Origin of the sequence: Corynebacterium sp. HMSC11D10 (assembly GCF_001806995.1) — a bacterium.
Classification (GTDB): domain Bacteria; phylum Actinomycetota; class Actinomycetes; order Mycobacteriales; family Mycobacteriaceae; genus Corynebacterium; species Corynebacterium coyleae.
Genome location: NZ_KV787039.1, coordinates 243,272 through 267,828, shown reverse-complemented (window position 1 = coordinate 267,828; position 24,557 = coordinate 243,272). Strand labels below are relative to the sequence as shown.

Annotated in this window: 22 protein-coding genes and 1 pseudogene; 12 read left to right on the top strand and 11 right to left on the bottom strand. The window is 60.3% G+C overall.

Annotated elements, in window-relative coordinates:
- From HMPREF3120_RS12355 to HMPREF3120_RS04560, 3 genes and pseudogenes are all read right to left on the bottom strand, one after another.
- Nucleotides 1–370, bottom strand: a pseudogene (locus HMPREF3120_RS12355) (IS256 family transposase); the annotation flags it as partial.
- Between the two features lie 233 nt (nucleotides 371–603).
- Nucleotides 604–1,128, bottom strand: a complete 525-nt coding sequence (locus tag HMPREF3120_RS04565; RefSeq protein WP_070451048.1) for an alkylhydroperoxidase, AhpD family — start codon at nucleotides 1,126–1,128, stop codon at nucleotides 604–606.
- Between the two features lie 86 nt (nucleotides 1,129–1,214).
- On the bottom strand, nucleotides 1,215–1,811 hold the full coding sequence (locus HMPREF3120_RS04560; protein ID WP_070422344.1) for a peroxiredoxin: 597 nt from the start codon (nucleotides 1,809–1,811) through the stop codon (nucleotides 1,215–1,217).
- A gap of 115 nt (nucleotides 1,812–1,926) precedes the next feature.
- Here HMPREF3120_RS04560 and HMPREF3120_RS04555 point away from each other — a divergent pair, with 115 nt between their 5' ends.
- A complete protein-coding gene (locus tag HMPREF3120_RS04555) occupies nucleotides 1,927–2,883 on the top strand; it encodes a hydrogen peroxide-inducible genes activator (protein WP_070451047.1) in 957 nt (318 codons plus the stop codon).
- Nucleotides 2,884–2,898: 15 nt separating this feature from the next.
- Nucleotides 2,899–6,837, top strand: a complete 3,939-nt coding sequence (hrpA, locus tag HMPREF3120_RS04550; RefSeq protein WP_070451046.1) for an ATP-dependent RNA helicase HrpA — start codon at nucleotides 2,899–2,901, stop codon at nucleotides 6,835–6,837.
- On the opposite strand, the gene nrdR is transcribed toward hrpA, so the two are convergent.
- On the bottom strand, nucleotides 6,834–7,295 hold the full coding sequence (gene nrdR / locus HMPREF3120_RS04545; RefSeq protein WP_070451045.1) for a transcriptional regulator NrdR: 462 nt from the start codon (nucleotides 7,293–7,295) through the stop codon (nucleotides 6,834–6,836). The genes hrpA and nrdR overlap by 4 nt on opposite strands.
- 657 nt (nucleotides 7,296–7,952) lie before the next feature.
- Here nrdR and lexA point away from each other — a divergent pair.
- The 5 genes from lexA to HMPREF3120_RS04520 all read left to right on the top strand — a co-directional run bounded on the left by lexA (nucleotide 7,953) and on the right by HMPREF3120_RS04520 (nucleotide 12,951).
- A complete protein-coding gene (gene lexA / locus HMPREF3120_RS04540) occupies nucleotides 7,953–8,600 on the top strand; it encodes a transcriptional repressor LexA (protein WP_083284773.1) in 648 nt (215 codons plus the stop codon).
- A gap of 104 nt (nucleotides 8,601–8,704) precedes the next feature.
- On the top strand, nucleotides 8,705–9,505 hold the full coding sequence (locus HMPREF3120_RS04535; RefSeq protein ID WP_070451043.1) for a DeoR/GlpR family DNA-binding transcription regulator: 801 nt from the start codon (nucleotides 8,705–8,707) through the stop codon (nucleotides 9,503–9,505).
- A gap of 55 nt (nucleotides 9,506–9,560) precedes the next feature.
- The gene (locus HMPREF3120_RS04530; RefSeq protein WP_256365996.1) at nucleotides 9,561–10,544 is read left to right on the top strand and encodes a 1-phosphofructokinase family hexose kinase; all 984 of its coding nucleotides are present in this window, start codon (nucleotides 9,561–9,563) and stop codon (nucleotides 10,542–10,544) included.
- Nucleotides 10,545–10,548: 4 nt separating this feature from the next.
- A complete protein-coding gene (locus HMPREF3120_RS04525) occupies nucleotides 10,549–12,615 on the top strand; it encodes a PTS fructose transporter subunit IIABC (RefSeq protein ID WP_070451041.1) in 2,067 nt (688 codons plus the stop codon).
- A gap of 66 nt (nucleotides 12,616–12,681) precedes the next feature.
- Nucleotides 12,682–12,951 (top strand): HPr family phosphocarrier protein, encoded by a 270-nt coding sequence (locus HMPREF3120_RS04520; protein WP_070422337.1) that lies wholly within the window; start codon nucleotides 12,682–12,684, stop codon nucleotides 12,949–12,951.
- Nucleotides 12,952–13,027: 76 nt separating this feature from the next.
- Here the strand turns inward: HMPREF3120_RS04520 and HMPREF3120_RS04515 are convergent, their stop codons facing one another.
- Nucleotides 13,028–14,305 carry a uracil-xanthine permease family protein gene (locus tag HMPREF3120_RS04515; protein WP_070451040.1) on the bottom strand — a complete coding sequence of 426 codons (1,278 nt, stop codon included), beginning with the start codon at nucleotides 14,303–14,305 and terminating at the stop codon, nucleotides 13,028–13,030.
- A 77-nt stretch (nucleotides 14,306–14,382) separates the two neighbouring features.
- Between HMPREF3120_RS04515 and nagB the strand changes: the two genes are divergently transcribed.
- The gene (nagB, locus tag HMPREF3120_RS04510; protein WP_070422335.1) at nucleotides 14,383–15,144 is read left to right on the top strand and encodes a glucosamine-6-phosphate deaminase; all 762 of its coding nucleotides are present in this window, start codon (nucleotides 14,383–14,385) and stop codon (nucleotides 15,142–15,144) included.
- Nucleotides 15,145–15,177: 33 nt separating this feature from the next.
- Here nagB and hflX read toward each other — a convergent pair whose 3' ends face one another.
- Complete coding sequence (gene hflX / locus HMPREF3120_RS04505) at nucleotides 15,178–16,722, bottom strand: GTPase HflX (protein ID WP_083284770.1); 1,545 nt, start codon at nucleotides 16,720–16,722, stop codon at nucleotides 15,178–15,180.
- A 106-nt stretch (nucleotides 16,723–16,828) separates the two neighbouring features.
- Between hflX and HMPREF3120_RS04500 the strand changes: the two genes are divergently transcribed.
- A complete protein-coding gene (locus HMPREF3120_RS04500; protein ID WP_186806791.1) occupies nucleotides 16,829–17,581 on the top strand; it encodes a hypothetical protein in 753 nt (250 codons plus the stop codon).
- 17 nt (nucleotides 17,582–17,598) lie between these two features.
- Nucleotides 17,599–18,114, top strand: a complete 516-nt coding sequence (locus HMPREF3120_RS04495) for a hypothetical protein (protein WP_070451039.1) — start codon at nucleotides 17,599–17,601, stop codon at nucleotides 18,112–18,114.
- Between the two features lie 18 nt (nucleotides 18,115–18,132).
- Here HMPREF3120_RS04495 and HMPREF3120_RS04490 read toward each other — a convergent pair whose 3' ends face one another.
- From HMPREF3120_RS04490 to HMPREF3120_RS04475, 4 genes are all read right to left on the bottom strand, one after another.
- Complete coding sequence (locus HMPREF3120_RS04490) at nucleotides 18,133–19,020, bottom strand: hypothetical protein (protein ID WP_070451038.1); 888 nt, start codon at nucleotides 19,018–19,020, stop codon at nucleotides 18,133–18,135.
- A gap of 92 nt (nucleotides 19,021–19,112) precedes the next feature.
- Nucleotides 19,113–19,913, bottom strand: a complete 801-nt coding sequence (gene dapF / locus HMPREF3120_RS04485; RefSeq protein ID WP_070451037.1) for a diaminopimelate epimerase — start codon at nucleotides 19,911–19,913, stop codon at nucleotides 19,113–19,115.
- Nucleotides 19,910–20,809, bottom strand: coding sequence for a tRNA (adenosine(37)-N6)-dimethylallyltransferase MiaA (gene miaA / locus HMPREF3120_RS04480; RefSeq protein WP_070451036.1), 900 nt, complete (start codon nucleotides 20,807–20,809; stop codon nucleotides 19,910–19,912). The genes dapF and miaA overlap by 4 nt, the downstream gene beginning before the upstream one ends.
- Nucleotides 20,806–21,372 (bottom strand): hypothetical protein, encoded by a 567-nt coding sequence (locus tag HMPREF3120_RS04475; RefSeq protein ID WP_070451035.1) that lies wholly within the window; start codon nucleotides 21,370–21,372, stop codon nucleotides 20,806–20,808. The genes miaA and HMPREF3120_RS04475 overlap by 4 nt, the downstream gene beginning before the upstream one ends.
- A 130-nt stretch (nucleotides 21,373–21,502) precedes the next feature.
- On the opposite strand from HMPREF3120_RS04475, the gene HMPREF3120_RS04470 reads away from it, so the two are divergent.
- Together HMPREF3120_RS04470 and HMPREF3120_RS04465 are read left to right on the top strand one after the other, a co-directional pair.
- Nucleotides 21,503–22,867, top strand: a complete 1,365-nt coding sequence (locus HMPREF3120_RS04470; protein ID WP_070451034.1) for a DUF349 domain-containing protein — start codon at nucleotides 21,503–21,505, stop codon at nucleotides 22,865–22,867.
- On the top strand, nucleotides 22,867–23,937 hold the full coding sequence (locus HMPREF3120_RS04465) for a GNAT family N-acetyltransferase (RefSeq protein ID WP_070451033.1): 1,071 nt from the start codon (nucleotides 22,867–22,869) through the stop codon (nucleotides 23,935–23,937). Before HMPREF3120_RS04470 ends, HMPREF3120_RS04465 begins: the two co-directional genes overlap by 1 nt.
- On the opposite strand, the gene HMPREF3120_RS04460 is transcribed toward HMPREF3120_RS04465, so the two are convergent.
- The gene (locus HMPREF3120_RS04460; protein ID WP_070451032.1) at nucleotides 23,934–24,554 is read right to left on the bottom strand and encodes an Rv2732c family membrane protein; all 621 of its coding nucleotides are present in this window, start codon (nucleotides 24,552–24,554) and stop codon (nucleotides 23,934–23,936) included. The two genes, HMPREF3120_RS04465 and HMPREF3120_RS04460, sit on opposite strands and share 4 nt — an antisense overlap.
- Nucleotides 24,555–24,557 lie beyond the last annotated feature (3 nt).

Here is a 24,557-nt window from a genome sequence, read left to right as displayed (position 1 = left end):
CGTGGTCGAGCGTTGCCGCCACGATCAGACAGCCGCCTGCGGTGTAGGTGCCGTCGATGAAGATTTGGTCGTAGACCCTGCCTGTGTGCTCGATGGTCGGGTCAGGCACGTCAACTAGCCAAAAGGTATCGAATTTGCGTTGCAGCGTACGTGTCGAGCAGCTCATGTTGCCGGCGATCGCAGCAAGACTGGTCCCGGTGGTCAGGTGCTGGATGAACGCACGAAATAGGGCTGCGTTGGTGATATCGCTGCGTTGCTTGGTCAGTGAAGCACCGCAGGTTTTGCACCGCCACCGGGTCGTCCCGTTGCTGGTGGTGCCGTTGCGTTTCATATCGCCGCCGCAGTGGCAGCGTGGTCGGTTCTTTGGCATTGGGCAACCGAACCACTGCTTCATAGCACACCATGGCAGCCACACCGTGGATTTTCGCAGGGGAGGGCCGATATATGCTTTTGGAGCATATATTTTCCGCAAACGCGGAGTTCAGAGCATGAAAATCAACGATTCCGGACACACATTTTGTCGCTTAACCCACGAAACGCCGCTAGCCCCGAACAGAAAGGTTCGGGGCCAGCGGCGTTTAATCGTCGATACGCGCTAGTGGCTTAGCGTGCGTCTTCGATAGTGATCGTCTGGGCAACAGCCTGGACAACACCGGCAATCTTGATGGATTCCCAGACTTGTTCCTTGGTCAGGCCCTCCTCGCGGACGGTGTTGGCGTGGGCGACAGCGCAGTGCTCGCAACCATTGATGGTGGAGACCGCGAGCGACCACAGCTCGAAATCAGCCTTTTCCACGCCCGGCTTGGAGATGATGTTCATGCGAAGACCAAACTTCACATTGGCGTAGTCATCGCCCAACCAGCCCTTCGCGCGGTATGCGACGTTGTTCATCGCCATGACGGTGGCGGCACCGAAGGCTGCGTCGATGGCCTCCTCGGAGAGGTGTTCCTTGGCCTCGTCGGTGATCTCGGAGATGACGGTTGCGTTGCGGGTCGCGGCCGCGGAGGCGACGAGCGTGCCCCACAGTTGCTGCTCATTCAGCTCGGTCGAGCGGGTCAGCGAGCCGAGGTTGAGCTTCTGGTCCTTGGCGTACTCGGGAAGTGCGTTGCGCAGGTTATCGATAGACATACGTTGATCCTTTCGGTTGGTATGGGAACGCCCCGCCACTCCAGCGTTAAGGAGCGCGGGGCGGCACGGAAACTAAAGTTCGGGTGCTACTTCAGGGACTCCTGGACCACAGCCATCTTGTCGATGTTCTTGGTCGGGTCGTTCTTCTGCCAATCGCAGGCGCAGACCTCTTCAGACTGCAGAGCGTCGAGGACACGCAGGACCTCGTCGACGTTACGGCCAACAGCGTCCGGGGTGACGGACACGAACTGGATGATGCCGTCCGGGTCGATGATGAAGGTTGCACGGTCTGCGACACCGTCAGCGTTCTCAACACCGAGGGCGCGGATCAGGTCGTGGCGGATGTCCGAGAACATCGGGAACGGGATGTCCAGCAGTTCCTCGTGGGTTGCACGCCAGTTGAAGTGCGAGAACTCGTTATCGATGGAGCCGCCGAGCACCTGGGTGTCGCGGTCCTCGAACTCCTCGTTGAGCTTGCCGAATGCGGCGATCTCAGTCGGGCAAACGAAGGTGAAGTCCTTCGGGTAGAAGAAGATGACCTTCCACTTGCCCTCGTACTTATCCAGGGAGACGCGCTCGAAGTAGTCGTCCGGGGAAGCAGCGTTAGCTTCCTTCAGGTTGCCACCCTTCAGTGCGAGAAGGTCGAACTCCGGAAAACGCTCTCCAACGGTCATGATCGGCATGATGATCCTCCAAAAGAATCTGGTCAAACGAATGTGTTTCGGACGTAAAACAGTATGACACAGTTCGCAGAAGGTTGCAACCAAAAACCTATTAGCCGGTGTAGGATTCATAAGTATGAGCAATCGAGAATATAAACCGACACTCGCACAGATCCGTACCTTTGTCACGGTTGCAGAACAGAAACACTTTGTGAGCGCAGCAGCGAAACTTGGCATCTCCCAGCCTTCCCTGTCACAGGCTTTGGCGTCGCTTGAAAATGGTCTTGGCCTGCAACTTATCGAGCGTTCCACCCGGCGCGTGATCGTCACCCCCACCGGTGAAGCGCTGTTGCCATATGCGAAGGCAACCCTCGACGCTGCCGATGCTTTTCTTGCCCAGTCGCGCGGAGCGCTCGGCGAGCTCGCCGGCCCACTGAATATTGGCATCATCCCTACAATTGCGCCGTATCTCCTTCCGGGAGTGCTTATTGGGATCGAGGAAAACTACCCGGATTTGGAACCGCGCATCGTAGAAAACCAAACGGATCAACTGTTAAAAATGTTGCGCGACGGGCAACTCGATCTGGCAGTGCTTGCCACTCCGACGCACGCACCAGGTTTGGAGCAATTGCCGCTTTACGACGAGCCGTTTGTGGCAGTGACCAATCCGGACGATCCACTTGCCGGCCGCACCGATCTGGGGCTGGACAGCCTGAAGGACCTCAACCTTTTACTACTGGATGACGGCCACTGTCTCCGGGATCAGATTGTGGAGCTGTGCAAGATCGCTGAGGCAACTCCCGGCGCGCGCAAGCATGCTGTGACACGCGCATCGTCACTGACCACGATCGTCCAGTTGGTCGTGGCAGGGCTGGGGTCAACGTTGATTCCGGCCTCCGCGGTAGGCACTGAGTGCTCTCGCCCCGGAGTCGCTTCCGCAGCGTTTGCAAACGGCGTACAGGCGCAACGCACGGTGAGCTTGGTCTACCGCGCGTCCTCGCAGCGTGTTGCGGAGTTCGAGCAGTTAGGGCAACTCGTGAAGGCTTCGTATGAGCGGGCCCTGGAATCAGGTAAATCCCTGCTTCCGCGCTAAGCTCTGCCTCTGGCTATGACTGATCATTCTTCCTCCTCCCCCGCCCCGCCGAAGCCGCAGCTCTACGATGCGCTCGATGCTATACCGATTGCGGATGTTCGACGGTTCCGTAGGCGACTCAAAAATGCGAGCGCGCCGGATGCGCTGCGGGCGATTGGGAAGGATATTGAGAGGGCACGGGGTGTCGTCGAGAAGCGCGATGCTCTGATCCCTGAAATTACTTACCCGGAAAACCTGCCGGTGTCTGCGCGCCGCGACGACATCATGGAACTGGTGCGCGACAACCAGGTCGTTGTTATCGCCGGCGAGACGGGATCGGGCAAGACCACCCAGATTCCAAAGATGCTGCTGGAGATGGGGCGTGGCCGGCGTGGACTGATTGGACACACGCAGCCGCGCAGACTCGCCGCTCGCACCGTTGCGGAGCGCATCGCCGACGAGCTCGGCCAGGACATCGGTGAATCTGTCGGCTACGCCATTCGTTTCGACGACAAAGTATCCCCGTCTACTGCGGTCAAGCTGATGACGGACGGCATCTTGCTCACAGAGATGCAGCGCGATCGCTTCCTCAACGCGTACGACACGATCATTATCGACGAGGCCCACGAGCGCTCACTCAACATCGACTTCCTGCTGGGCTACCTCAAGCGACTGCTGCCCAAGCGGCCGGACCTCAAAGTGATTGTCACATCTGCGACCATTGACCCGGAGGCATTTGCCAGCCACTTCGCCGACGCCGAGGGCAACCCAGCTCCGATTATCGAGGTCTCCGGGCGTACTTACCCAGTCGAAATCCGCTACCGACCACTGGTTGAGCAGATTCAGAAAAAAGACGGCTCCATCAAGGAGATTGACACCGACTTGATCGACGGTGTCGTCGCCGCCTGCAAAGAACTTATGGGTGAGGGCAACGGCGACATTCTGTGTTTCTTCTCTTCAGAGCGCGACATCCGTGACTGCATGGAGGCGATTGAGAAGCAGCACTGGCGTGGCGTTGAGGTTGTTCCGCTGTTCGGTCGCCTCTCCAACGCGGAGCAGCACCGTGTGTTCTCCCCACACTCGGGTCGTCGCATTGTGTTGTCGACAAACATCGCCGAAACGTCTCTGACCGTGCCGGGCATCCACTATGTGGTGGACACTGGCCTGGCGCGTATCTCGAGGTATTCGACACGCACCAAGGTCCAACGTCTGCCTATCGAGGAAATCTCCCAGGCTTCCGCGAACCAGCGTTCGGGCCGATCGGGCCGTACCGCCGACGGCATTGCCATCCGCCTGTATTCGGAGGAGAACTTCGAAGCGCGCCCAGAGTTCACTGACCCGGAGATTCTGCGCACAAACTTGGCGTCAGTCATCTTGCAGATGATCTCGTTGCGGCTTGGGGATATCAATGAGTTCCCCTTCATCCAGGCGCCTGACCATAAGGCGGTCCGCGACGGACTTATGCTGCTGCACGAATTGGGGGCGATCTCGCAAAAAGAACGTGGTGGCGCACCGACCCTCACCAACGTTGGCCGCGATATTTCCCGCATTCCTGTGGACCCCAAGATGGCCCGCATGCTGGTGGAGGCCAATCGCCTCGGCGTGCTCGATGACGTCACTGTCATCGTCGCAGCCATGACCATCCAGGATGTTCGAGAACGCCCCTTGGAGTACCAGGCCCAGGCCGACCAAGCACACGCCCGCTTCAAGGACAAAGAGTCCGACTTCCTGTCATCGCTGAAACTGTGGGATTACATCGGTGATTCCCGCGACGAGCTGTCCGGCAACGCATTCCGTAAGCGTATGAAGCGCGAGTTCCTCCACTACATGCGCATCCGTGAGTGGCGCGATCTTGTCCGCCAATTGCGCGACGTGGAGCGACAGCTCGGCTGGTCTCCCGCCGATAGTGTCGCGGGTGAGCGCGATGCAGCTGCAGTCCACCAGTCGCTCTTGACTGGTTTGCTCTCCAATATCGGCGCGCGTGACGGCAATTCCAAAGAGTTTAAGGGAGCGCGCGGGACACGGTTTATGGTCTTTCCCGGCTCGTCGCTGGCTAAGCGGCCTCCGGAGTTTCTCATGGCCGCTGAACTCGTCGAAACGTCACGGCTCTGGGCTCGTGACGTAGCCAAGATCGAACCTGCTTGGGTTGAGCGTGCCGCCGGCGACCTGCTCAAACACTCCTATTCGGAACCTGTGTGGTCGCGTAAGCGTTCCGCAGCGATGGTCCACGAAAAATCCATGCTTTACGGCGTGACCATCGTACGTGATCGGCTTGTTCCCTACCACCGGGTGGATCCTGCCGCTGCGCGCACAATGTTCATCCGCCACGCGCTGCTGGAGGGCGATTGGAACCGTCACCATAAGTTCATCGACCACAATGAAGCGTTGCTTGCGGAAGCAGCCGAGGTCGAGGAAAAGGTTCGCCGCCGCGGCCTTGTCGTCGACGAAGATACGTTGTTCGACTTTTACGACGCTCGCCTGCCCGACAATGTCACCACCGCTCGCCACTTTGATTCGTGGTGGAAGAAACAGCGTGCGAAAGACAAGCATTATTTGGACTTCGATCCGAACGCATTGCTTGACGACGACAACGTTGACGCCTCTGCGACCGCCTTTCCCGAGGCCAAGCGCCAGGGCTCCGTGGAATACGCACTGCGCTACAAGTTCGAACCGGGCGACCCGTTTGATGGAGTCACTGTCGAGGTACCCGTGCCACTCCTAGCAAACCTTGACCCTGACGGCTTCGATTGGCTCGTCCCAGGCTTGCGCTCTGAACTCGCTGCCGAGATGATCCGCACCCTACCGAAGGCGTTACGTAAAACCGTCGTCCCCGCCCCCGACTTTGCGCAGCGTGCACTCGAGGTAATGCCCGAGGACGTCAACACGGACATCCCGTTTACTGAAGCGCTCGCCGATGCGCTTCGAAGCGTTGGTGGCCGCGGTATTAACGCCACGGATTTCAACCCCCAGGCGTTGCCACCGCACTTGCAGGTTACCTATGCGGCAATCGACCGCCGCGGCAAGATCGTCGACCACGACAAGGATCTCGCAGCGTTAAAACGCCGTCAGGCGGGCAAGATTAAGTCGTCTGTATCTAAAGCTGGACGCCAATCGGAGTCTGAGTCTGTAAAAAAGTGGACGTCGGACTCGCTCGGCGCTGTACCGGAGACTGTGACCACAACAATCGACGGTAACGAGGTTGATGCTTACCCAGCACTCGAAGCTACAAAAGACGGTGTCAAGGTCACGGTGCACCCGACGAAGGCTGCTGCCGACGCGTCGATGGTCACTGCGACACTGACGCTGCTGTTGCGCGAAATCAGCGTTAATGCGCAGCAGATGACCAAGGGCCTACCGCTGCGCCACAAGGTCGCTGTTGACCGCTATCCCCACGGCGGAGCAAATGGCCTGGTCGAGGATGCTCGTGTAGCAGTGATTCGTGATCTGATGATGTCGCACGGGGGCCCGGTGCGCACTCCGGAGGAGTTCGACGCCCTTCTCGCCGAGATTAAGCCACAGGTCTCGGGTGGTGTAAGGCGTGCTGTGGTCAACACTGCTCCAGCGCTTGCCGCGTACGCCGACATTTCGGTGGAGCTCGATCAGTGGGAGGGGCCTGCGATTGATGACATGCGTTCGCAGCTCGTCTTCTACCTCCCCCGTCACGCAATAACGGTTCATGGGGTGCAGCACTTGCAGCATTTGCCGCGCTATATCGATGCGATGCGGATCCGGCTGGAGGATATGCGTCTGGACCCGGACCGAGATGCTGACCGCCAGGAAGTTGTCGATGGGGTGAAACGCTACCTTGCTGATCATATGAAGCGACTTCCCGCACAACGGTCGAAGACGCGGGCCTACAAGGATATTCTTTGGCTCATTGAGGAGTTGCGGGTCAGTTTGTTCGCGCAGCGACTTGGCACTCCCCGACCGGTCAGCCAGCGCCGGATTGAGAAGAAAATTGATGCGCTGCGCTAGCGATATTCTTCGCGGTCGCGCCGACGCATAAGCCTGATTTCCGACTCGAAATCGTCGGCACTTTCAAACGACTTATACACAGATGCGAAGCGCAGGTATGCAACCTCGTCAAGCGCACGAAGTGGCTCGAGTACTGCCAAACCAATCTCGTGAGCAGGAACCTGCGAGCTGCCCTGCGCACGCACGATTTCTTCGACTTCTTGTGCGAGGCGCTTCAGTGCATCGTCGGAAACGTCCCGACCTTGACATGCACGCCGCACACCAACGATGAGCTTGTCGCGGTCGAACGGCTCGCTTACTCCATTACGTTTGACGACGGTGAGTACCGCGTTTTCAACAGTGGTGAATCGACCACCGCATTCTATACATTCACGGCGACGGCGAATTGCAGAGCCTGCTTCGACAAGTCTGGAGTCAGCGACTCTGGTCTGTTCGTTATGACAGAAGGGGCAATACATAGGGCTCAGAATACCCCTCTAGCGGACCGCCTCAGAGTCTGCGATGAAAACCGGCTGGGACGATCCCGGCACCTGGTCTGCATCACTAAACACTCCACCAAACGCAGAGCCGGCTAAAAGCGCTCCAGTCAGCAACGCTGCTAAGACGAAACCTTCCTTGCCCTCGCGGTGAGATTCGAATGCCTCAGATACATATTCCCGACGTCCATAACCTAGGTTCTCTGTACGCTCACCTTTTCGATCAATAACGTCAAGCGTTCGAACACCGCTATAAACACCGCTACGATCTCGTCCTGGATTAAGGTCCCACACCTCGACCGGCTGCGCTAACCGAGGCGTCCGAGATACACCGCAATCGCTCCCATACCCACTGTTCACTGCTGGATTAATCGTTACCGACATTTCACTCTCCTTCAATCTCGTGCACCACTGTACGAATGCACTCGACATGTTCGAATATGTAATCGTTTGTATGTTCGATTCCGCTTACATGTTCGATTTATAGCAAAGCGAGCAAACACTGTCTAGCCCAAAGTGGAAAATATCGAACAAACTTGCCCTCTCTGGTAGGTTCTATGCCTACAGACCTAGAAACAGAGACACGCGGAAAGAGGAAGAGCGGTGGCAAAGAAAAAATCTGACGCAGGCAATCTCGACATGAGCACACTTTCAGACAGGCAACGTCGAATCCTTCAGGTCATCCAAGACGCCGTTGTGCTCCGCGGCTACCCGCCAAGCATCCGTGAGATCGGCGACGCTACCGGGCTGCAATCAACCTCATCCGTGGCATACCAGCTCAAGGAACTGGAGAAGAAGGGCTTCCTGCGCCGCGACCCCAATAAGCCGCGTGCCGTGGATCTGCGCCACCTGCAACAGACAACCAAACCGAAGCGCAAAACCCCCCAGCAGGACACGCCCGAGGACGCGACTCCCGCGCGTTTCGTTCCAGTTTTGGGACAAATAGCAGCTGGTGCACCTATCCTGGCCGAAGAAAACGTCGACACCTATTACCCACTTCCTAGCGACCTACTCGGTGATGGCGACGTTTTTATGCTTCAGGTTGTTGGAGAGTCCATGCGCGATGCCGGCATCCTCAACGGCGACTGGGTTGTTGTACGTTCGCAGCCTGTTGCCGAGGAAGGCGAGTTCGTCGCTGCATTGCTTGACGGCGAGGCGACAGTCAAAGAGTTCCACCGCGATTCCACCGGTGTGTGGCTCCTTCCCCACAATGATGCGTTTGCCCCAATCAAGGGCGATAACGCAGAGATCATGGGGCGTGTTATTTCCGTTTTCCGCACCCTTTAGCGGGAATTTGCCCTCCTTTAGGGGCAAAACAAACACAATCGCAGACATCCGGGCATGAATGTCTGAAATACTGAGTACTCCGACCAAAACGTTTGAGGAGTGCGATGTACGCCGAGGAGCGCAAACGCCAGATTGCGTCACTTACTGCTGTGGAAGGCAGGGTGAGCGTCGCTGAACTCGCGGAGAAGTTCGATGTCACTGCCGAAACGATCCGCCGCGACCTCACCGCACTTCACGCCGATGGGATTGTGCACCGCGTACATGGTGGTGCTGTTGCAAACCAAGCGTTTCTCACCTCTGAACTCCCGCTCGATGCCCGGTCTCGTGCGGCATCTGATGCGAAAACCGCGATCGCGAAAGCTGCACTGGATTTTCTCCCCCGCCACGACAACGCCGCGATTTTTCTGGATTCCGGCTCTACAACCAGTTACTTTGCACAGTTGCTTTGCGAGGGCACCCGCGCTCAAGACTGCTCTATCGTGACAAATTCGCTGCCAATCGCCCTGGATCTTTCCTCCGCAGGCCTTGATGGCGTACAGCTTCTTGGAGGGTCAGTTCGTGCAATTACGCAAGCGGTAGTTGGTGCGACTGCACTTCGAACGTTGGCATTGCTCCGCGCCGATGTCGCATTCATTGGTACCAATGCTCTGACGATTGACCACGGCCTATCTACCGCCGATTCTCAGGAAGCAGCCGTGAAATCGGCCATGGTCACAAATGCCCAGAAGGTCGTGGTCTTGTGTGATTCATCGAAGATCGGCAACGATTACCTTGTCAGTTTCGCACCCCTCGATGCCATCGACATCGTCATTACCGATAGTGGTGCACCTGAGACATTCCTCGAAGATCTCGAGCGCAATGATATCGAGGTCGTTCTTGCGCCGGTGACATCCAGCACACACTAATTCCGATTGTGTGGGATTCGTTGCAAAAACGGATACAGTCGGACACACTGGTTGTGTGAGCAGCACAAAGAACACGGTGCGGGTAGTCACCCTCACCCCAAACCCCAGCATGGATGTGACCGTAAACGTCCCCGTGCTTAAACGCGGTGAGGTTGCGCGGATTTCCCAGACCCGAAAAGAGGCGGGTGGAAAAGGGGGCAATGTCGCGCACGCGTGTGCCAAAGCGGGCATTCGAACCATCGCGATTGCCCCCTGTGCCCCCTCCGATCCGTTTGCGGACGTCATCCGTGAACTGCCGGTGCAGTTTCACCCCGTTGCTATCGCGGCATCGGTGCGAACCAATACTGCGATTGTTGAAGATGACGCAACAACGACAAAGATCAACGAACCAGGAGCGAGGCTTTGCGACGACGAAAAGGCGGCCGTTGAATCAGCTATAGATTCAGTCGTCGCAGACGCTGAAGCCGTCGTTCTTGCAGGATCGCTTCCCCCTGGTGTCCCAACTGACTGGTACGCAGATCTTGTGGAGCGCATCCGTCGGGTTAATGCTGGCGCGCTGGTCGCAGTGGATACTTCCGATGCACCGCTGCAGGCAATTGGTGAGCGACTCGATACGAGCGCGCCGGACGTGTTGAAGCCAAACGCGTTTGAGCTCGCGCAGCTCACCGGTGGCGACGGCAGCGCATTGGAGCGCAGCGCTTCCGAGGGCGACTACGCCGCCATCGTTTCGGCAGCACAGACACTGATTCACCACGGGGTCAACGAAGTACTGGTCACCTTAGGCGGCGCCGGTGCATGCTTAGTTACTCGCGCTGGCGCGTGGGCGGCGACACCACCTCCAGTCACGGTGCTCTCAACCGTCGGCGCTGGTGATAGTTCGTTGGCTGGCTACCTGATGGCACGGATCGCCGGGGATGAACCAGCCGAGTGCCTCCGCCGTGCAGTGGCGTACGGCTCGGCTGCGGCGTCGCTGCCGGGCACTGGCATCCCCTCTCCTTCCGGTATCGACCTTGAACACACTCACGTGTTCCCCGTATAACTGCATGAAAGAAGACAACGTGAATCAACCTCTCATCACGCCAAAACTTGTCACGCTTGATGCTGACCTTGGCATTTCTCCCTCCGATGTCATTGGCCAGCTCGCTGCACGTATCGCAGATTCTGGCCGTGCGACTGATGCCGCAGCGGTGGCTGAGGCAGCCGTCGCGCGCGAGGCTAAGGCCGGTACCGGCGTGAACGGACGGGTCGCTATCCCGCACTGCCGTAGTGCCGCTGTCACCGAACCCACGCTTGCGTTTGCCCGGCTGTCCAACCCTGTTGACTTCAACGGCCCCGACGGTGACGCCGAGCTGGTGTTTCTCATTGCAGCACCTGAAGGCGGCGGCAAGGCACACTTAAAGATTCTCTCGAAGCTCGCCCGCGCACTGGTCCGCGGCGATTTCGTTGATAACCTCCGCTCCGCCGCGTCCGAGCAGGAGATTGTGGATCTTGTGCACGGCGTGGTCAATGCTGAACCGAAGAAGGCTGAGCCGAAGAAGAAGGCCGATGCGGTGGTGTCGTCGCAAAGCAATGCGCCAATTCGTATTGCAGCGGTCACATCGTGTGCGACCGGCATTGCACACACCTACATGGCAGCGGATGCACTGACGCAAGCAGCTAGCAAGCGCGACAATGTTGATCTTCGTGTCGAGCCGCAAGGCTCCTCCGGTGGGGATCCGCTCGACCAGGCGTTTATCGATTCCGCTGATGTGGTGATTTTCGCCCATGATGTCGCTGTTCGCGGAAAGAGTCGCTTCGCGGGTAAGCCCGTGGTCGACAGTCCAGTCAAGCGTGGTGTCAACGAACCGGACGCGATGATCGATGAGGCGATCGCCGCATCGAAGGACCCAAACGCACCTCGAGTAGCTGCAGCGTCGAAGGCAGATAGTGACGACACCGCGTCTGCCGCGACACAGAGCTGGCCCAAGCGCATCCAACAAGCGATCATGACCGGCGTTTCCTACATGGTGCCGTTCGTCGCCGCCGGTGGCCTGCTGTTGGCCCTCGGATTCCTCTTCGGCGGCGCGGACATGGCGAATGGCTGGCAGGCACTGGTCACCGAGCACTCCCCGACCAACCTGCCGAGCAATCAGATCACTGTGGACGGCGAACTCATTGCGTTCAGCCGCTCCGGCTGGTTGCTCTACCTCGGCGCAGTGCTCTTCGCCACTGGGCAGATGGCTATGCAATTCGTCGTGCCGGCACTGTCCGGCTACATCGGCTACGGACTCGCTGGGCGCCCGGGTATCGCACCTGGCTTCGTCGGCGGCGCAATCTCCGCGATGGTCGGCGCTGGCTTCATCGGTGGCCTGATCACCGGTTTGCTCGCAGGTGTGATCGCCCACTGGATTCAGACCTGGAAGGTTCCGCGCTGGCTGGGTTCGCTCATGCCGGTGGTGATCATCCCGCTGCTGACATCGCTGATCATCGGCGTACTGATGTACCTGCTGCTGGGCCGTCCGCTCGGCGCTGTCATGGAAGGACTCACCGCGTGGCTGGAGTCCATGTCCGGTTCGTCTGCCGTGCTGCTTGGCGTGATTATCGGCTTGATGATGTGCTTCGACCTGGGTGGCCCGGTGAACAAGGCTGCCTACCTGTTCGGCACCGCTGGCTTGTCTGCGGGTACACAAGGTGCGTACGAAATCATGGCCGCGGTAATGATCTCGGGAATGGTGCCGCCGATCGCACTGTCTATCGCCACCTTCCTGCGTTCCTCGCTGTTTACCCCGGCTGAGCAGGAGAACGGCAAATCCGCCTGGCTGTTGGGATTGTCGTTCGTGTCAGAAGGCGCAATTCCGTTCGCAGCTGCAGATCCGTTCCGTGTGATCCCTTCGATGATGCTTGGCGGCGCAACCGCAGGTGCGGTCTCGATGGCCCTTGGCGTGGGTGCGCAGGCACCGCACGGTGGCGTGTTTGTGATCTTCGCCTACCACCCGTGGTGGGGCATGCTCGTGGCGTTGGCTGCCGGTGTCGCGGTGGCAACGCTCGCTGTTGTGGCGCTCAAACAGTGGTGGCCTAACGAAGAGATCCGAAAGGCTGCGAAACGCGAGGAAGAACTCGTGTCGGCTTAAGCCCAAGGGCGTACACTCGACTGCAAAACGCATTCTTGAAAAACCGCATGAAAGGAAAGTTGCATTATGGCTTCGAAGACGGTCAAGGTCGGTTCCACGGTTGGTCTGCACGCTCGTCCGGCGACGGTGATTGCGGACGCTGCTGGTGAGTACGATGACGAGATCCTGCTTACCCTGGTCGGCGGCGACGAGGACGATGAGACTGATGCTGCGTCCTCGCTCATGATCATGGCGATGGGTGCAGAGCACGGCGATGAGGTCATCGTCACCTCTGATAATGCCGAGGCGGTTGAGAAGATCGCCGCACTGATCGCAAAGAATCTCGACGACGAGTAAAAGCTTCTTGCTTAGCGACGACTACGCCCGGGCAACCACAGTGGTTGCCCGGGCGTAGTCTTTTTGATGGGTGAGGTTAGCGGAACTGGCCTTCACCAATATGGTCGTAAGCCCACCGCATCATCGGATAGATAACGATGATGCCAACGGAGCCGAGGGCGATGCCTTCCAGGGTGACCTGCCCGACCTCGAAGGTGAGGTTGCCGATGCCGACAATCAGCGCGACGGCAGCTGCGGTGAGGTTCGCCGGGTCAGTGAAGTCGACCTTGTTGTCCTGCCAGATACGCACGCCAAGCATGCCGATCAGGCCGTAAAGCACCAAGCACGCGCCACCGAGCACGCCGGCGGGAATGGTGAAGATGACGGCGCCGAACTTCGGGATGAACGCGAGGATGATCGCGAAGGTGGCAGCCACCCAGTACGCAGCGGTGGAATACACCTTGGTCGCGGCCATGACTCCAATGTTTTCGGCGTAAGTAGTGGTGCCGGAGCCGCCGAAGCCACCCGCCAGGGTCGTGGCGATGCCATCGCCGATCAGTGCCCGGCCCTGCATGTGGTCCAGGTTGCGGTGGGTCATCTCGGCGACCGCCTTGACGTGTCCGACGTTTTCAGCAATGAGCACAACAAGCACCGGAAGTGTCACTAGCACGGCAGAAAGGTGGAACTCCGGAGTGTGGAACTGCGGCAGGCCAACCCAGGCGGCGTCACCGATTGTGGCCAACGCGTCCTCGCTCAAACCGCCAGTGAGCGCAGCGAAGAGCCAACCCACCAACACACCAATCAGGATGGACAGTCGGGAAAGCATCCCGCGCGTTGCAACCGTGACCACCACGATGGTCAGCAAAGTCACGCCTGCAACAGCAGGCTGGGTTTGTACGTTACTGACCGCAGTCGGTGCGAGGTTAAAGCCGATCAACGCCACAATCGCACCTGTGACTACAGGGGGCATTACGGCGTCAATGACGCGTTTGCCGGCTTTTTGCACGATCACGCCGACAAGGATGAGCGCCACACCCGTCAGCAGCACGCCACCGAGTTGCGATCCAATGCCATACTGCTGAGACGCGGTCAGCGGGGCGATGAAGGCAAAAGAAGAGCCGAGGTAGCTCGGCAACTGGTTCCGGGTGATCAGCAGGAAGATAATCGTGCCAAGTCCGGAAAACAGCAACGTGGTGTTTACTGGGAAGCCAGTGAGCGTGGGCACCAGCAGTGTTGCGCCAAACATAGCCACCACATGCTGCATGCCGATGCCGATGGTGCGCGACCACGACAGTCGTTCGTCGGGAGCGACAACCGCCCCGGGTTTCACATGGCGTCCGTCGCCATGCAGGGTCCAACCAATTGAGTTCGTCACGAGTCTTCATTATGGCCCTCGCGCGCTTTGCATAGCTAATCGCAGCCGCAGCAGTTCGAGCGGGTAAGTTGCTCCTCATGGACATCATCATTCGACGCACCCCCGAGGAAGTCGGCACATACGCCGCCGATTGCATCGAGCCGTTCGCACGCCAAGGCGCCACCATCGGTCTTGCGACCGGATCCTCACCCAACCCAACCTATAAAGAGCTCATCCGCCGACACCGCGAAGAAGGCTTGAGCTTCGCCAACTGCAAGGCCTTCTTGCTGGACGAGTACTACGGCATCCCTCGTGACCACGAGCAGTCTTACTACTCGACGATCCGCCGCGAGTTCACCGGCTCTATCGATATTCCGGATTCGTCCGTTGCGTCTCCCGACGGCGAGGCCGCCAACCCCCAGGCAGCAGCTACCTCCTACGACCACGCCATCCGCCACGCGGGCGGTGTAGATATCCAAATTCTCGGCATTGGCGCAAACGGACACATTGCGTTCAACGAGCCGACGAGTTCGCTGCGCTCCCGTACCCGTCTCATCGACCTGCATCCACGCACGATCGAGGACAATGCACGCTTCTTCGATTCTGCCGACGAGGTCCCGCGCCAAGCCCTGACACAGGGCATCGGCACCATCCTTGAGGCACGCCACCTGGTGCTTATCGCCACTGGCCCGGCGAAGGCTAACGCGGTACAAGCACTCGTCGAGGGGCCTCTGTCCGCATCGTGCCCGGCATCGGCACTGCAGCTGCACAACGCCGCGAAGGTTGTCGTAGACGAAAGCGCCGCCGAGATGCTCACCGGGGCCGAAACCTACAAGGCGTTCGACCCTTACTGGCGCTAACACCGGGGTCAACGCCAACCCGAACCGCCAGGCTTAGGAGACGACGAACTCCGCATACTGGTCGGCGAGGACACGTGGCAGGCGGACGTCGATACGCGTGCCCTCTGCCTCGTACTCCTCGGAGCGCACTGTGCCCTCCTCGTGCACGCGGCTGACCACATCTCCGCGGGTGTAGGGCACGACCATGGTCACGTGCGCATCGATGGAGTTGAGGTGCTGTTCGATGCGCGCCTCCAACTCGTCAATGCCCTCGCCTGTCAGCGCAGAGACGAACACCGCCGTACGGCCCGTCTTTTCAAAGGCGTGGCGAAGTTCGGCAAGAACGATCGGGTCAGCGTCGTCGATCTTGTTCACCACAACGATCTCCGGCGGCATCTCCTCGCCCGAGTCGCGTGTGGCCTCTGCAAGGACCGCATTGACTGCTTCGATCTGCTTCAGTGGGAACGGATCCGAACCGTCCACGACGTGCAGGACAAGGTCGGAGCCGCTGACCTCTTCGAGCGTGGACTTAAACGCCTCAACCAGCTGGGTAGGCAGGTGGCGCACAAACCCGACAGTGTCGGTCAGCACTACGTTGCGCCCGTCTGCCAACTTGGCCTTGCGCGTCGATGGGTCGAGAGTGGCAAACAGCGCGTCCTCCACCAGCACGCCCGCACCCGTCATCGCGTTGATCAACGAGGATTTACCCGCGTTGGTGTAGCCCGCGATCGCGATCTTCGGGATAGTGGAGCGCTGGCGCTGCGCGCGCTTGATCTCTCGGGCAGTCTCCATATCGCGCAGCTGGTGGCGCAGTTTGGCCATCTCGGTGCGCAGGCGGCGACGGTCGGCCTCGATACGCGTCTCACCAGGACCACGCAGGCCCACACCGCCGTTGGAGCCAGCACGACCGCCCGCCTGACGCGACAGGTTGCCACCCCAACCGCGGGTACGGCTGTAGAGGTACTCCATCTGCGCAAGGCTGACCTGTGCTTTGCCCTCTTTACTCTTCGCGTGCTGGGCGAAGATATCGAGAATTAACATCGTGCGGTCGATCACCTTGATCTTGAGGGCTTCCTCCAGCGCGATCATCTGCGACGGCGAAAGCTCACCATCAAAAATCACCGTGTCAACGCCGGTAGACAGCACAATCTCACGCAACTCCGCAACCTTGCCGGAGCCGATGTAAGTACCCGGATCAGGTTTGTCGCGCTTTTGATACAGCATGTCGACGACTTCAGCGCCGGCTGTTTCCGCCAGTGCTGAAAGCTCCCACATGCGAGCCTCAATCTCCGCAAGGGTGCCTTCGGTCCACGCGCCAACGAGCAAGACCTGTTCGATGCGGAGTTTGCGGTACTCCACCTCGGTGATGTCTTTTTGGTCCTGCGAGCGGATCTCGGTCGACCCGGTCACGGAACGAAACGCGTTGCGCTCCTCCAGGTCAAGCGCGCCTACCGTCGGCTCGGATTCGTCAGGGACGGTGTTGTGCCGAAAAGCCTCACGGAGAAGTTCGTCGTGGGCGCGCTGCTCGGGCGTGGTGTCGTCGTCACGCAAAAAGCGCTCACGGTTACCGCCGAAACGGTCAAGGTGGGGTTCAGTCATTACATCCTTTAATGGAGCTTGAAATGTCCTCTTCATATCTACCCCATTAAACGCAGATACGGCCGAGATTCTTCCCCGTGTGCGACTGCGACTATTATCGGGCGCCATGAGCACAGCAATCAGCAACGACCTCGCCGCAATCGGCTTGAACTTTGAGAAGTGGCAGGACGCTGTGGAAGCCGCCATTGCCACCGACCGTCTCGCAGTCACCGGTGAAGTGCGCGGCGGCCAACTGATCCAATACGCCGACCCCTCAGGTGCGCAGCTCAACATTTTGGCAGTTGAGCCGTTTGCCACCTTCGCAGGTTTCGATTCCGTAACCCGCGCATACGCCCACGTCACCCCAATCAACGACGTAGTTGCGCTCGCCGACGTCGTCGACCCGCGCGGCAACGCCATGGCATCGCTGACGGTGAATCTTGCACAGGGGCCATTGCTTGTCGACGAGCCCACCCTCCAATGGCAAGAACTCTCCGTCACCGCCCTCGCACTGTCGGTGGAGAACTACACCTCCACCGACGCATACCTCGCCCTGCACCCGGGAGCCGTGGTGGGCACGGTAACTTCCCCGGGCGCCGAAGCACTGGCATCCGGTGCCGCCTCTACCCCAGACGCACAGGCCGAATTTTCCGGCCGCGTACTCGATGCGGAATACCGTACCTCCGAACTGACCGGCCAGCGCTTCATCCACGTCGCTGTCGATGCTGCGTTCCCGTTCGACGTGTGCCTGCCCGACGGCGATCTGCCGTCCCGCGACTCCGTGATCGCTGGCACCGCAGTGATGGCCGGCTCCATCCCAACTCCGACCGGCGGCGGCTGCGGCGGCTGCGGCGGATCCTGCGGTTGCGGCGGCCACTAATCCTGTAGGGCAGAACCATGAGTTCACCAGACAAGGACCTCTCGCGAGCACTACTCGGCGCGCTCGTACTCGCTGCCGCAGTAGTGCTTGTCTTGACGTTGAAACTACCCGGTCTGCTCGTGTCTGCCCTACTGATTGTCTGTGCATTCTTCATCAGCCGACATCTGCAGCCCGACCCCGAAGTGGCAGCAATGCGCTCGTCACTGCAGTACGCGCGCGACGACATCCTCGAAATTCTCGACGCATACGAGAAGCTCCAAAACGGCGCATCAGCCGCCGACATCGCAGACCGGACGCTGCACTACCCGGCGCTTGCAAACCCAGATAACTCAGTCCCCCAGATCAACGAGTTTCTGCTCCGGGCCTCCTCCGCGCGTCGCTTCATCGAGCGCGTTGACGGTTATCTCGAATCCCCCGGCACCGACAAAACCCAGTTGGAACGCATCCTGATGGTCGCTGACGAGCGCGCCTTCGAACTTCAGGAGGCCTGGGACGACGCACGCCGGGCCGCAAAAGAGATCGGCCCGGCGTAACGGTTTAAAGTTGCGGTTTTAGAACGGCAACTGCGGCAGGTTAAACGGCAGCGCGATGCCAAACTGCGGAGCAAGCGCAACTACGCCCGCAAACAGCAGGCCAACGGCAGCGAGAGTGCCGAGAACGATGCCGACGATTGCCCCAACGTTTTCCTCAGGAGTATTGAAGGGGTTCGAAGCCCAACCCTTCGTTGGGAACGCAACGGTAGCGTTGCCACCCTGAGCGCAGGCAGCCATTGCCTTCTCAACCGCAGGATTGTATTCTTTCTGAACTGCATTGCCGGTCTTAACGTGCGCCGTCTTGTTGGCGGCCTTCTTGAAGGCCTCAATGCGACCCGTCGGAATACCCAGCTGCTCTGCGGCAAACGATGCAACATCGGCAGTCGGCAAAGCCTCATTGCTTGCTACCACTTCAGTGAATGAAAGCGGTGACGTCGCGGGGATATCGCCGTTGTACACGAGTTCCTTTGCAACGCGTGGGTAGCTCTCCATCAGCCGTGCGTAGCCATAAAAGTAGCCGACGTAGTTGTCCTGGTTATAGGACATCAACTTGTCGTAGGCTGCTTCAAAGGCTTCCTCCTCAGCAGCAGTGAGATCGTCCGTGCGCTGGGCCTCAATCTTCTTTAGCGCTGACTGCACTGTTGCGGACTTCAGCGTAGAGTCTGCCCACCCCTTGATTTCCGGGTAGGCGCCTTCAATACCCTTTTCAAAAACTTCGAAAACCTTCTTTTCGGTATAGTTTTTGTTCAGTTTTGCCAGGTAGTCCTTTTCCGCCTGGTCCAACTTGACCGAACACGTGTTGTTGGTGGTGCGAGGTCCGATCTCAGCTGCGTATGCAGCAGGGACGGTGAGCAGGGATGCCGAGAGGCCGAGCGCGACGGCCGAGGCGATTACTTTGCGTTGCATGGGAAACTCCTGTCGGGTGGCTGGGGATACAACGACAGGTGCATTGTAAGGCAGGAAAATCCCCCACACACGTGGTTTACAAAAACTTTCCGCTAAAGTGTGCTGACCAGCTCTCCTCGGAACACGATGGTGGCCGGGCCGGTCATGGTGGCTACACCGTCGTTGAGCTCGACCTTGACGGCGCCACCGGGCACGTTGATGGTGACGGCACCGTTTTCAATTCCGGCGTCTGCAAGCACTGCCTGCGCTGCAGCAACCGTGCCGGTGCCACAGGAGCGGGTCTCACCGACGCCGCGCTCCCAGACACGCATGTGGGCCTCGCCGTCGCGAAGTTCGGTGAGCACCTCGACGTTGACGCCTTCAGGGAAGAACTCCGGGTCGAAGGTCGGGGCAACAAAGTTCATCTCCGCAAGCCCTTCAGGTGTCAGCCCCGGGATCACACAGGCGAGGTGCGGATTGCCCACGTCCACGCCGATACCAGCAAACTGGTTGTCCCCCATCGATGCGGTGGATACACCGGTGACCTGAACTGCCCCCATGCCGACGGAGACGACAGCGTTGGCCTCGTCAGCTTCAAGCACGCGGATGTGCTTCACCCCGGCGCGGGTGTCCACGTCGAACTCGCGGGCATCTTCGAGCCCCTCGGCGACGAGTACGTGGGAGAACGCACGGATGCCGTTGCCGCACATCTCGGCGATGGAACCGTCGGCGTTGCGGTAGTCCATAAACCACATCCCATCGCGACGCACCACGCGCAGCAGGCCGTCTCCGCCGACGCCGGCGCGGCGGTCGCAGAGGAAGGCGACGTGCTCTGGGGTGACGCCAAGTTGGTCGTCGACATCGATCAGGACGACGAAATCGTTTTCGGTGGCATGTGCTTTCAGGAACTTCACGCCAGCGAGTCTAACGCGAGATCCACCACGGTTGAATCGGCGGCGTCGAGCCACTGCGTGCGCGGGTCACGGTTAAACCAGGAGCGCTGCCGGCGCACGTACCGGCGGGTACCAGTGATGGTCTGTTCGAGTGCTTGTTCTTCGGTGAGTTCCCCGTCGAACATGGCGAGGACCTGCGCGTAGCCGATAGCGCGACCGGCGGTGGAATCTCGGACGAGGCCATCTTCGACCAGGGCGCGGGTTTCGTCGATAAGTCCTTGCTCGAACATCATGCGGGTGCGCAGCTCGATGCGGGGGTTGAGCCACTCGGCGTTCGTGCGCAAGCCAAGGATGCGCGTGCCCCAACGCGGCGGTGCGTTCTTCGGTGGCTGGGACGCTTTGAACGGTTTGCCTGTCAATTCGATGACTTCGAGGGCGCGCACGGTGCGGCGCGGGTCTTTGTCCTCGATGATGCTGGCTGCCTCCGGGTCGACCGCCGCAAGTTCGGCGTGCAGCGCGTCAACACCGATCTCCCCCAGACGCGCTTCATAGCGGGCGCGCACGGTGGGGTCGGTGGGTGGAAAAGACCAGGCGTCGATGAGTGATTGCACGTACAGCATCGAGCCACCCACCAGCACCGGCATCTTGTCGCGCGCCATGATCTCCTCAACCGTGGCCACGGCGAGTGCCTGATACTCCGCGACGGAGGCGGTCTTGGTCACATCCCAAATATCCAGCAGGTGGTGCGGTATGCCTTCGCGCTCCTCCACCGGCAACTTCGCTGTGCCGATGTCCATGCCCCGGTAGAGCTGCATCGAATCCACGTTGACCACTTCCCCGCCGAACTCGTGCGCCAACGCAATGCCTAGCGCGGACTTGCCGCTGGCGGTGGGCCCTACAACTGCTATGGGGTTCATACGCTCCACTCCGCTACATACCGTCCGACACCCAGTGTGTCGTCGGCGTCGATCAACCGCGCATCCTTGCGCTCAAGTCCTGCGAGTTCACGCCACAGTTCCGGTTCGAGCACTTGCGTATCGACGAGCACTGCTTCACCACCGTCCAACCACCGCACAATGGCCTCGTGCGTCTCCGGCGCGCCGGGAACCAACGCGAGTGGTGCCCGCGGAGTTAACCCCGCGGGCCCATCGACGACGACAACGGTGACGGCGGCGGGGTCAGGGTCGTCAATGCGCGAACGTACCTCGCGAACCTCCGGATCGCCCAGCGCAAACCTGGCAACCAGCTCACCTAAGTGGTTACCACCACGCACAGTGATGTCAGGGCCTCCCCAGGCACGAAACGAGCCAGTGTGCGCCGTGTACCACCGTTCATCGAGGCAGCAGACGATATCGATCGGACGGCCACCTGCAGTTTCTGCCAACGCACGGGTGACGGCCAGGAGGCGCTGCGAGGCGTCGTCGTGAGGCGAGAGCGCCAACGCAGGCGATCCGGGGATGATCCAAAGGTTTGCTCGCACCCGCCCAACCCTACCTAGCACCCCAATTCGCCCCGCAGTGGTGTGTGTGGCTGTACGATCGCTTGCATTGCGCAAAGGCAGCCGCGACGCGCGGCACAGTGCGGCCCATGCCGCGGAAAGGACGACCATCATGACCGAGTCGAACCCCACCAACACACCAGGCAAGATCCCATCGCCTGCCGCCATGGCGAAAAAGGGCCCGAAGCCTGGGCCACGCCCGTCCACGGCAACGGGCGCCCCGTCGGTAACATCCACTCCTGTACCAGCGCGCACGCCATCGGACCCGTCGAAGTTCGGCCGTGTTGATGCAGACGGAAACGTCTTCCTCACCCGCGGCGGCACCGAGCGCCAGATCGCATCCTGGCAAGCCGGCACCCCTGAGGAGGGGCTCGCACACTACGGGCAGCGTTACGACGACCTGGTTACCGAAGTTGAACTCATCGAGACCCGTCTGCGCGCTCACCCGGAAGACGCAGACGCGATCCGCAAATCCGCCGAAGCGCTGAAAGCCTCGCTTGACGACGCCGCAGTAATCGGCGACCTCGACGCCGTCGAAACCCGCCTCGATGCTGCGATTGCCGCATCCGCCGATGCCCGCGAGCAGGCCAAGGAGCAAAAGGCAGAGCGGCGTAAGGCAGCAATCGCCCGCAAGGAAGCCCTCGCCGCCGAAGCCGAAGACCTGGCAGAAAACTCCACCGAATGGAAGCGCGCCGGCGACCGCATCCGCGACATCCTCGAGGAGTGGCGTGGCATCCGCGGCATCGACCGCGCAACCGACGACGAGCTGTGGAAGCGCTACTCCCGCGCCCGCGACAGCTTCAACCGTCGCCGTGGCGCCCACTTCGCCGAGTTGGACCGCAACCGCGCCCAGGCAAAGAAGATCAAGGAAGAACTCGTCGACCGCGCCGAAGCGCTCAAGGACTCCACGGATTGGGGCAACACCGCCCGCGCCTACCGCGACCTGATGACGGAATGGAAGGCCGCCGGTCGCGCCCCACGCGAGGTAGACGACAAGCTCTGGGAGCGCTTCCGCGCCGCCCAGGACCACTTCTTCGAAGCCCGCAACGCCGTCAACGCGGAACGCGACCGCGAATTCGAGGCCAATGCAGAAGCCAAGGATGCGCTGATCGCCGAATACGACGCGCAGATCGACCCCGCGAAGGGCCTCGGCGCCGCGAAGGCGAAACTGCGCGAACTGCAGGACAAGTGGGACGAGATCGGCTTCGTACCACGCGGTCGCGTCCGCGAGTACGAAAACAAGATCGCCCGCATCGAGCAGCGCGTCTCCGAGGCCGAAGACTCCCGCTGGCGCAAGACCAACCCTGCCCAGCAGGACAAGGTCAACCAGTTCCAAGTCAAGGCTGACGACTTTGAGCGCCAAGCCCAAGAAGCTGAGGCGAAGGGCAACGCCGCAAAGGCAGCGACGCTGCGTGAGCAGGCGAAGCAGTGGCAGGAATTTGCCGACGTTGCCGCGAAGGCTGTGAACGAGGGCTAGTGCTCACACCACAGCAGTACGTCCCCCGGCCCAACTCATCGGAGGCAGTGGTCGGGGGTTACGCATTTTCCGCAACGCTCGCCATCCAAGACATCACCGGTCTTGCCACCTCTGGCGTGTCCGCATCGCACATTGCGAAGCGCCTCGAGCCGTCCGCCGAATCCGAAGCAATCCTCTTCGCGCTCACCTCCCAACAGGCTCCCCGCCCGGTGACCGATCTGGGCTACCGCGAACTCTTCGACGACGACCTCGACCACACCGACGCCTGGCTCTTCATCTCACTTCCCCTGCTCGAAGACCGTCGCGTGATCGAAGCGAACTTCACCTTCGACGCCGAGATCGCGCCCCTGCCCGGCGAAGATGAGCCGTCCGAACCGTGGGCCGCAGCGCTGTCGCTTCTCGACGACCTCTCCCCCCGCCTCGAACGTCCCATCCGCCAACTCTGGGTCACGCATCTGCGCGACGCTCCGGCATCCCCCGCGTTGACCGAAGCCGGCTACACGGCGGCCTTCCGGGAAGACCAGGCCACCTTCAAGATCACCGCACTAGAAGCGCTGCCCGATTCTGGGGCCGCCGAGTTTGCAGTCATCGAAGGCCCGGGATTCTTCTCCAAACGCAAAGCAGGCGCCGACGAGGTAGAGCAGTTCTCCAGTCTGCTCACCGCGGCATCGCGCGACTACCCTCGCGGCGACCTGGTGATGGACACCATCAACTGGGACCTTGAGCGCATCCGCGACGCCGGCGCGAGGCTGCAAGACCGAGGCGGCTCGCAACTGACCGGGCTGGCCTACGTCGACGGCGTCATCGTCGGGCTCTGCGAAGTCGTGCGCTTCCACGCCGACGACCCGAAGGTCTGCGAATTGGGCCTCGTCTACGTCCTCCCCGAACACCGCGGCCGCGGCATCGGCAAAGCGCTGCTACGCGCCTCCCTCGAGCGAGCACACGCAACCTGGGAAGACTTGGAGACGGTCTACTGCTCCTACCCCGCCGACTCCGCGCCAGCAGCCGCCATCATGAAAACGGTCGCCGCGGAAGTAGTATCCGCGACGACCGGTTGGCAAAAGCTCTAAATATTGCGGTGGCGCTCGGCGGCACGGGCGCGGCGGTCGTCCACAAGCAACGGGTTCTCCTCGTGCGCGTTCGCCTGATGCGTCGCCGACTGCTGCAGCAACGCCACGTCGTCGCGCTGCTGCACCTTCGCGCGCTCGTCGGCCACCTTCACCTGTGCCTCAGAGCGAGACAGGATCAGCGGGAACAGCGTGAACACCGCAACGAACACAGCCAACATGGCCAGGTAGTAGCCGATGTCGCGTGAGGTTTCCGGAGCACTTTGGTTGCGCAACCAAATGCCGAGGATGGAAAACACGGCAGAGACCGTTGTGACCATCCAGGCAGGCAGGGTGACGGCGAATCGTCGTAAAGCAACTGCGAGCGATGTCAAAACCCCAACACCGATGAAGGAAAACCACACAAACAAGTACTCCGCCACCGAAGTGCGCGCATCGCGCGACGCCTGGGTCAGCCCCAAAACCTGCCAACCGGCCACCCCACCTGCAAACGGCAACACCAACGCCACGAGGTACACCACCGCACACGCGGCGAGCACCCACCGTTTCGCCCCCATCGTGATCTGCGAAGCGGCGGACTTCTCCGCGCGAGCCAACGTCTGCGAATCCTGCTGCGTCATAGC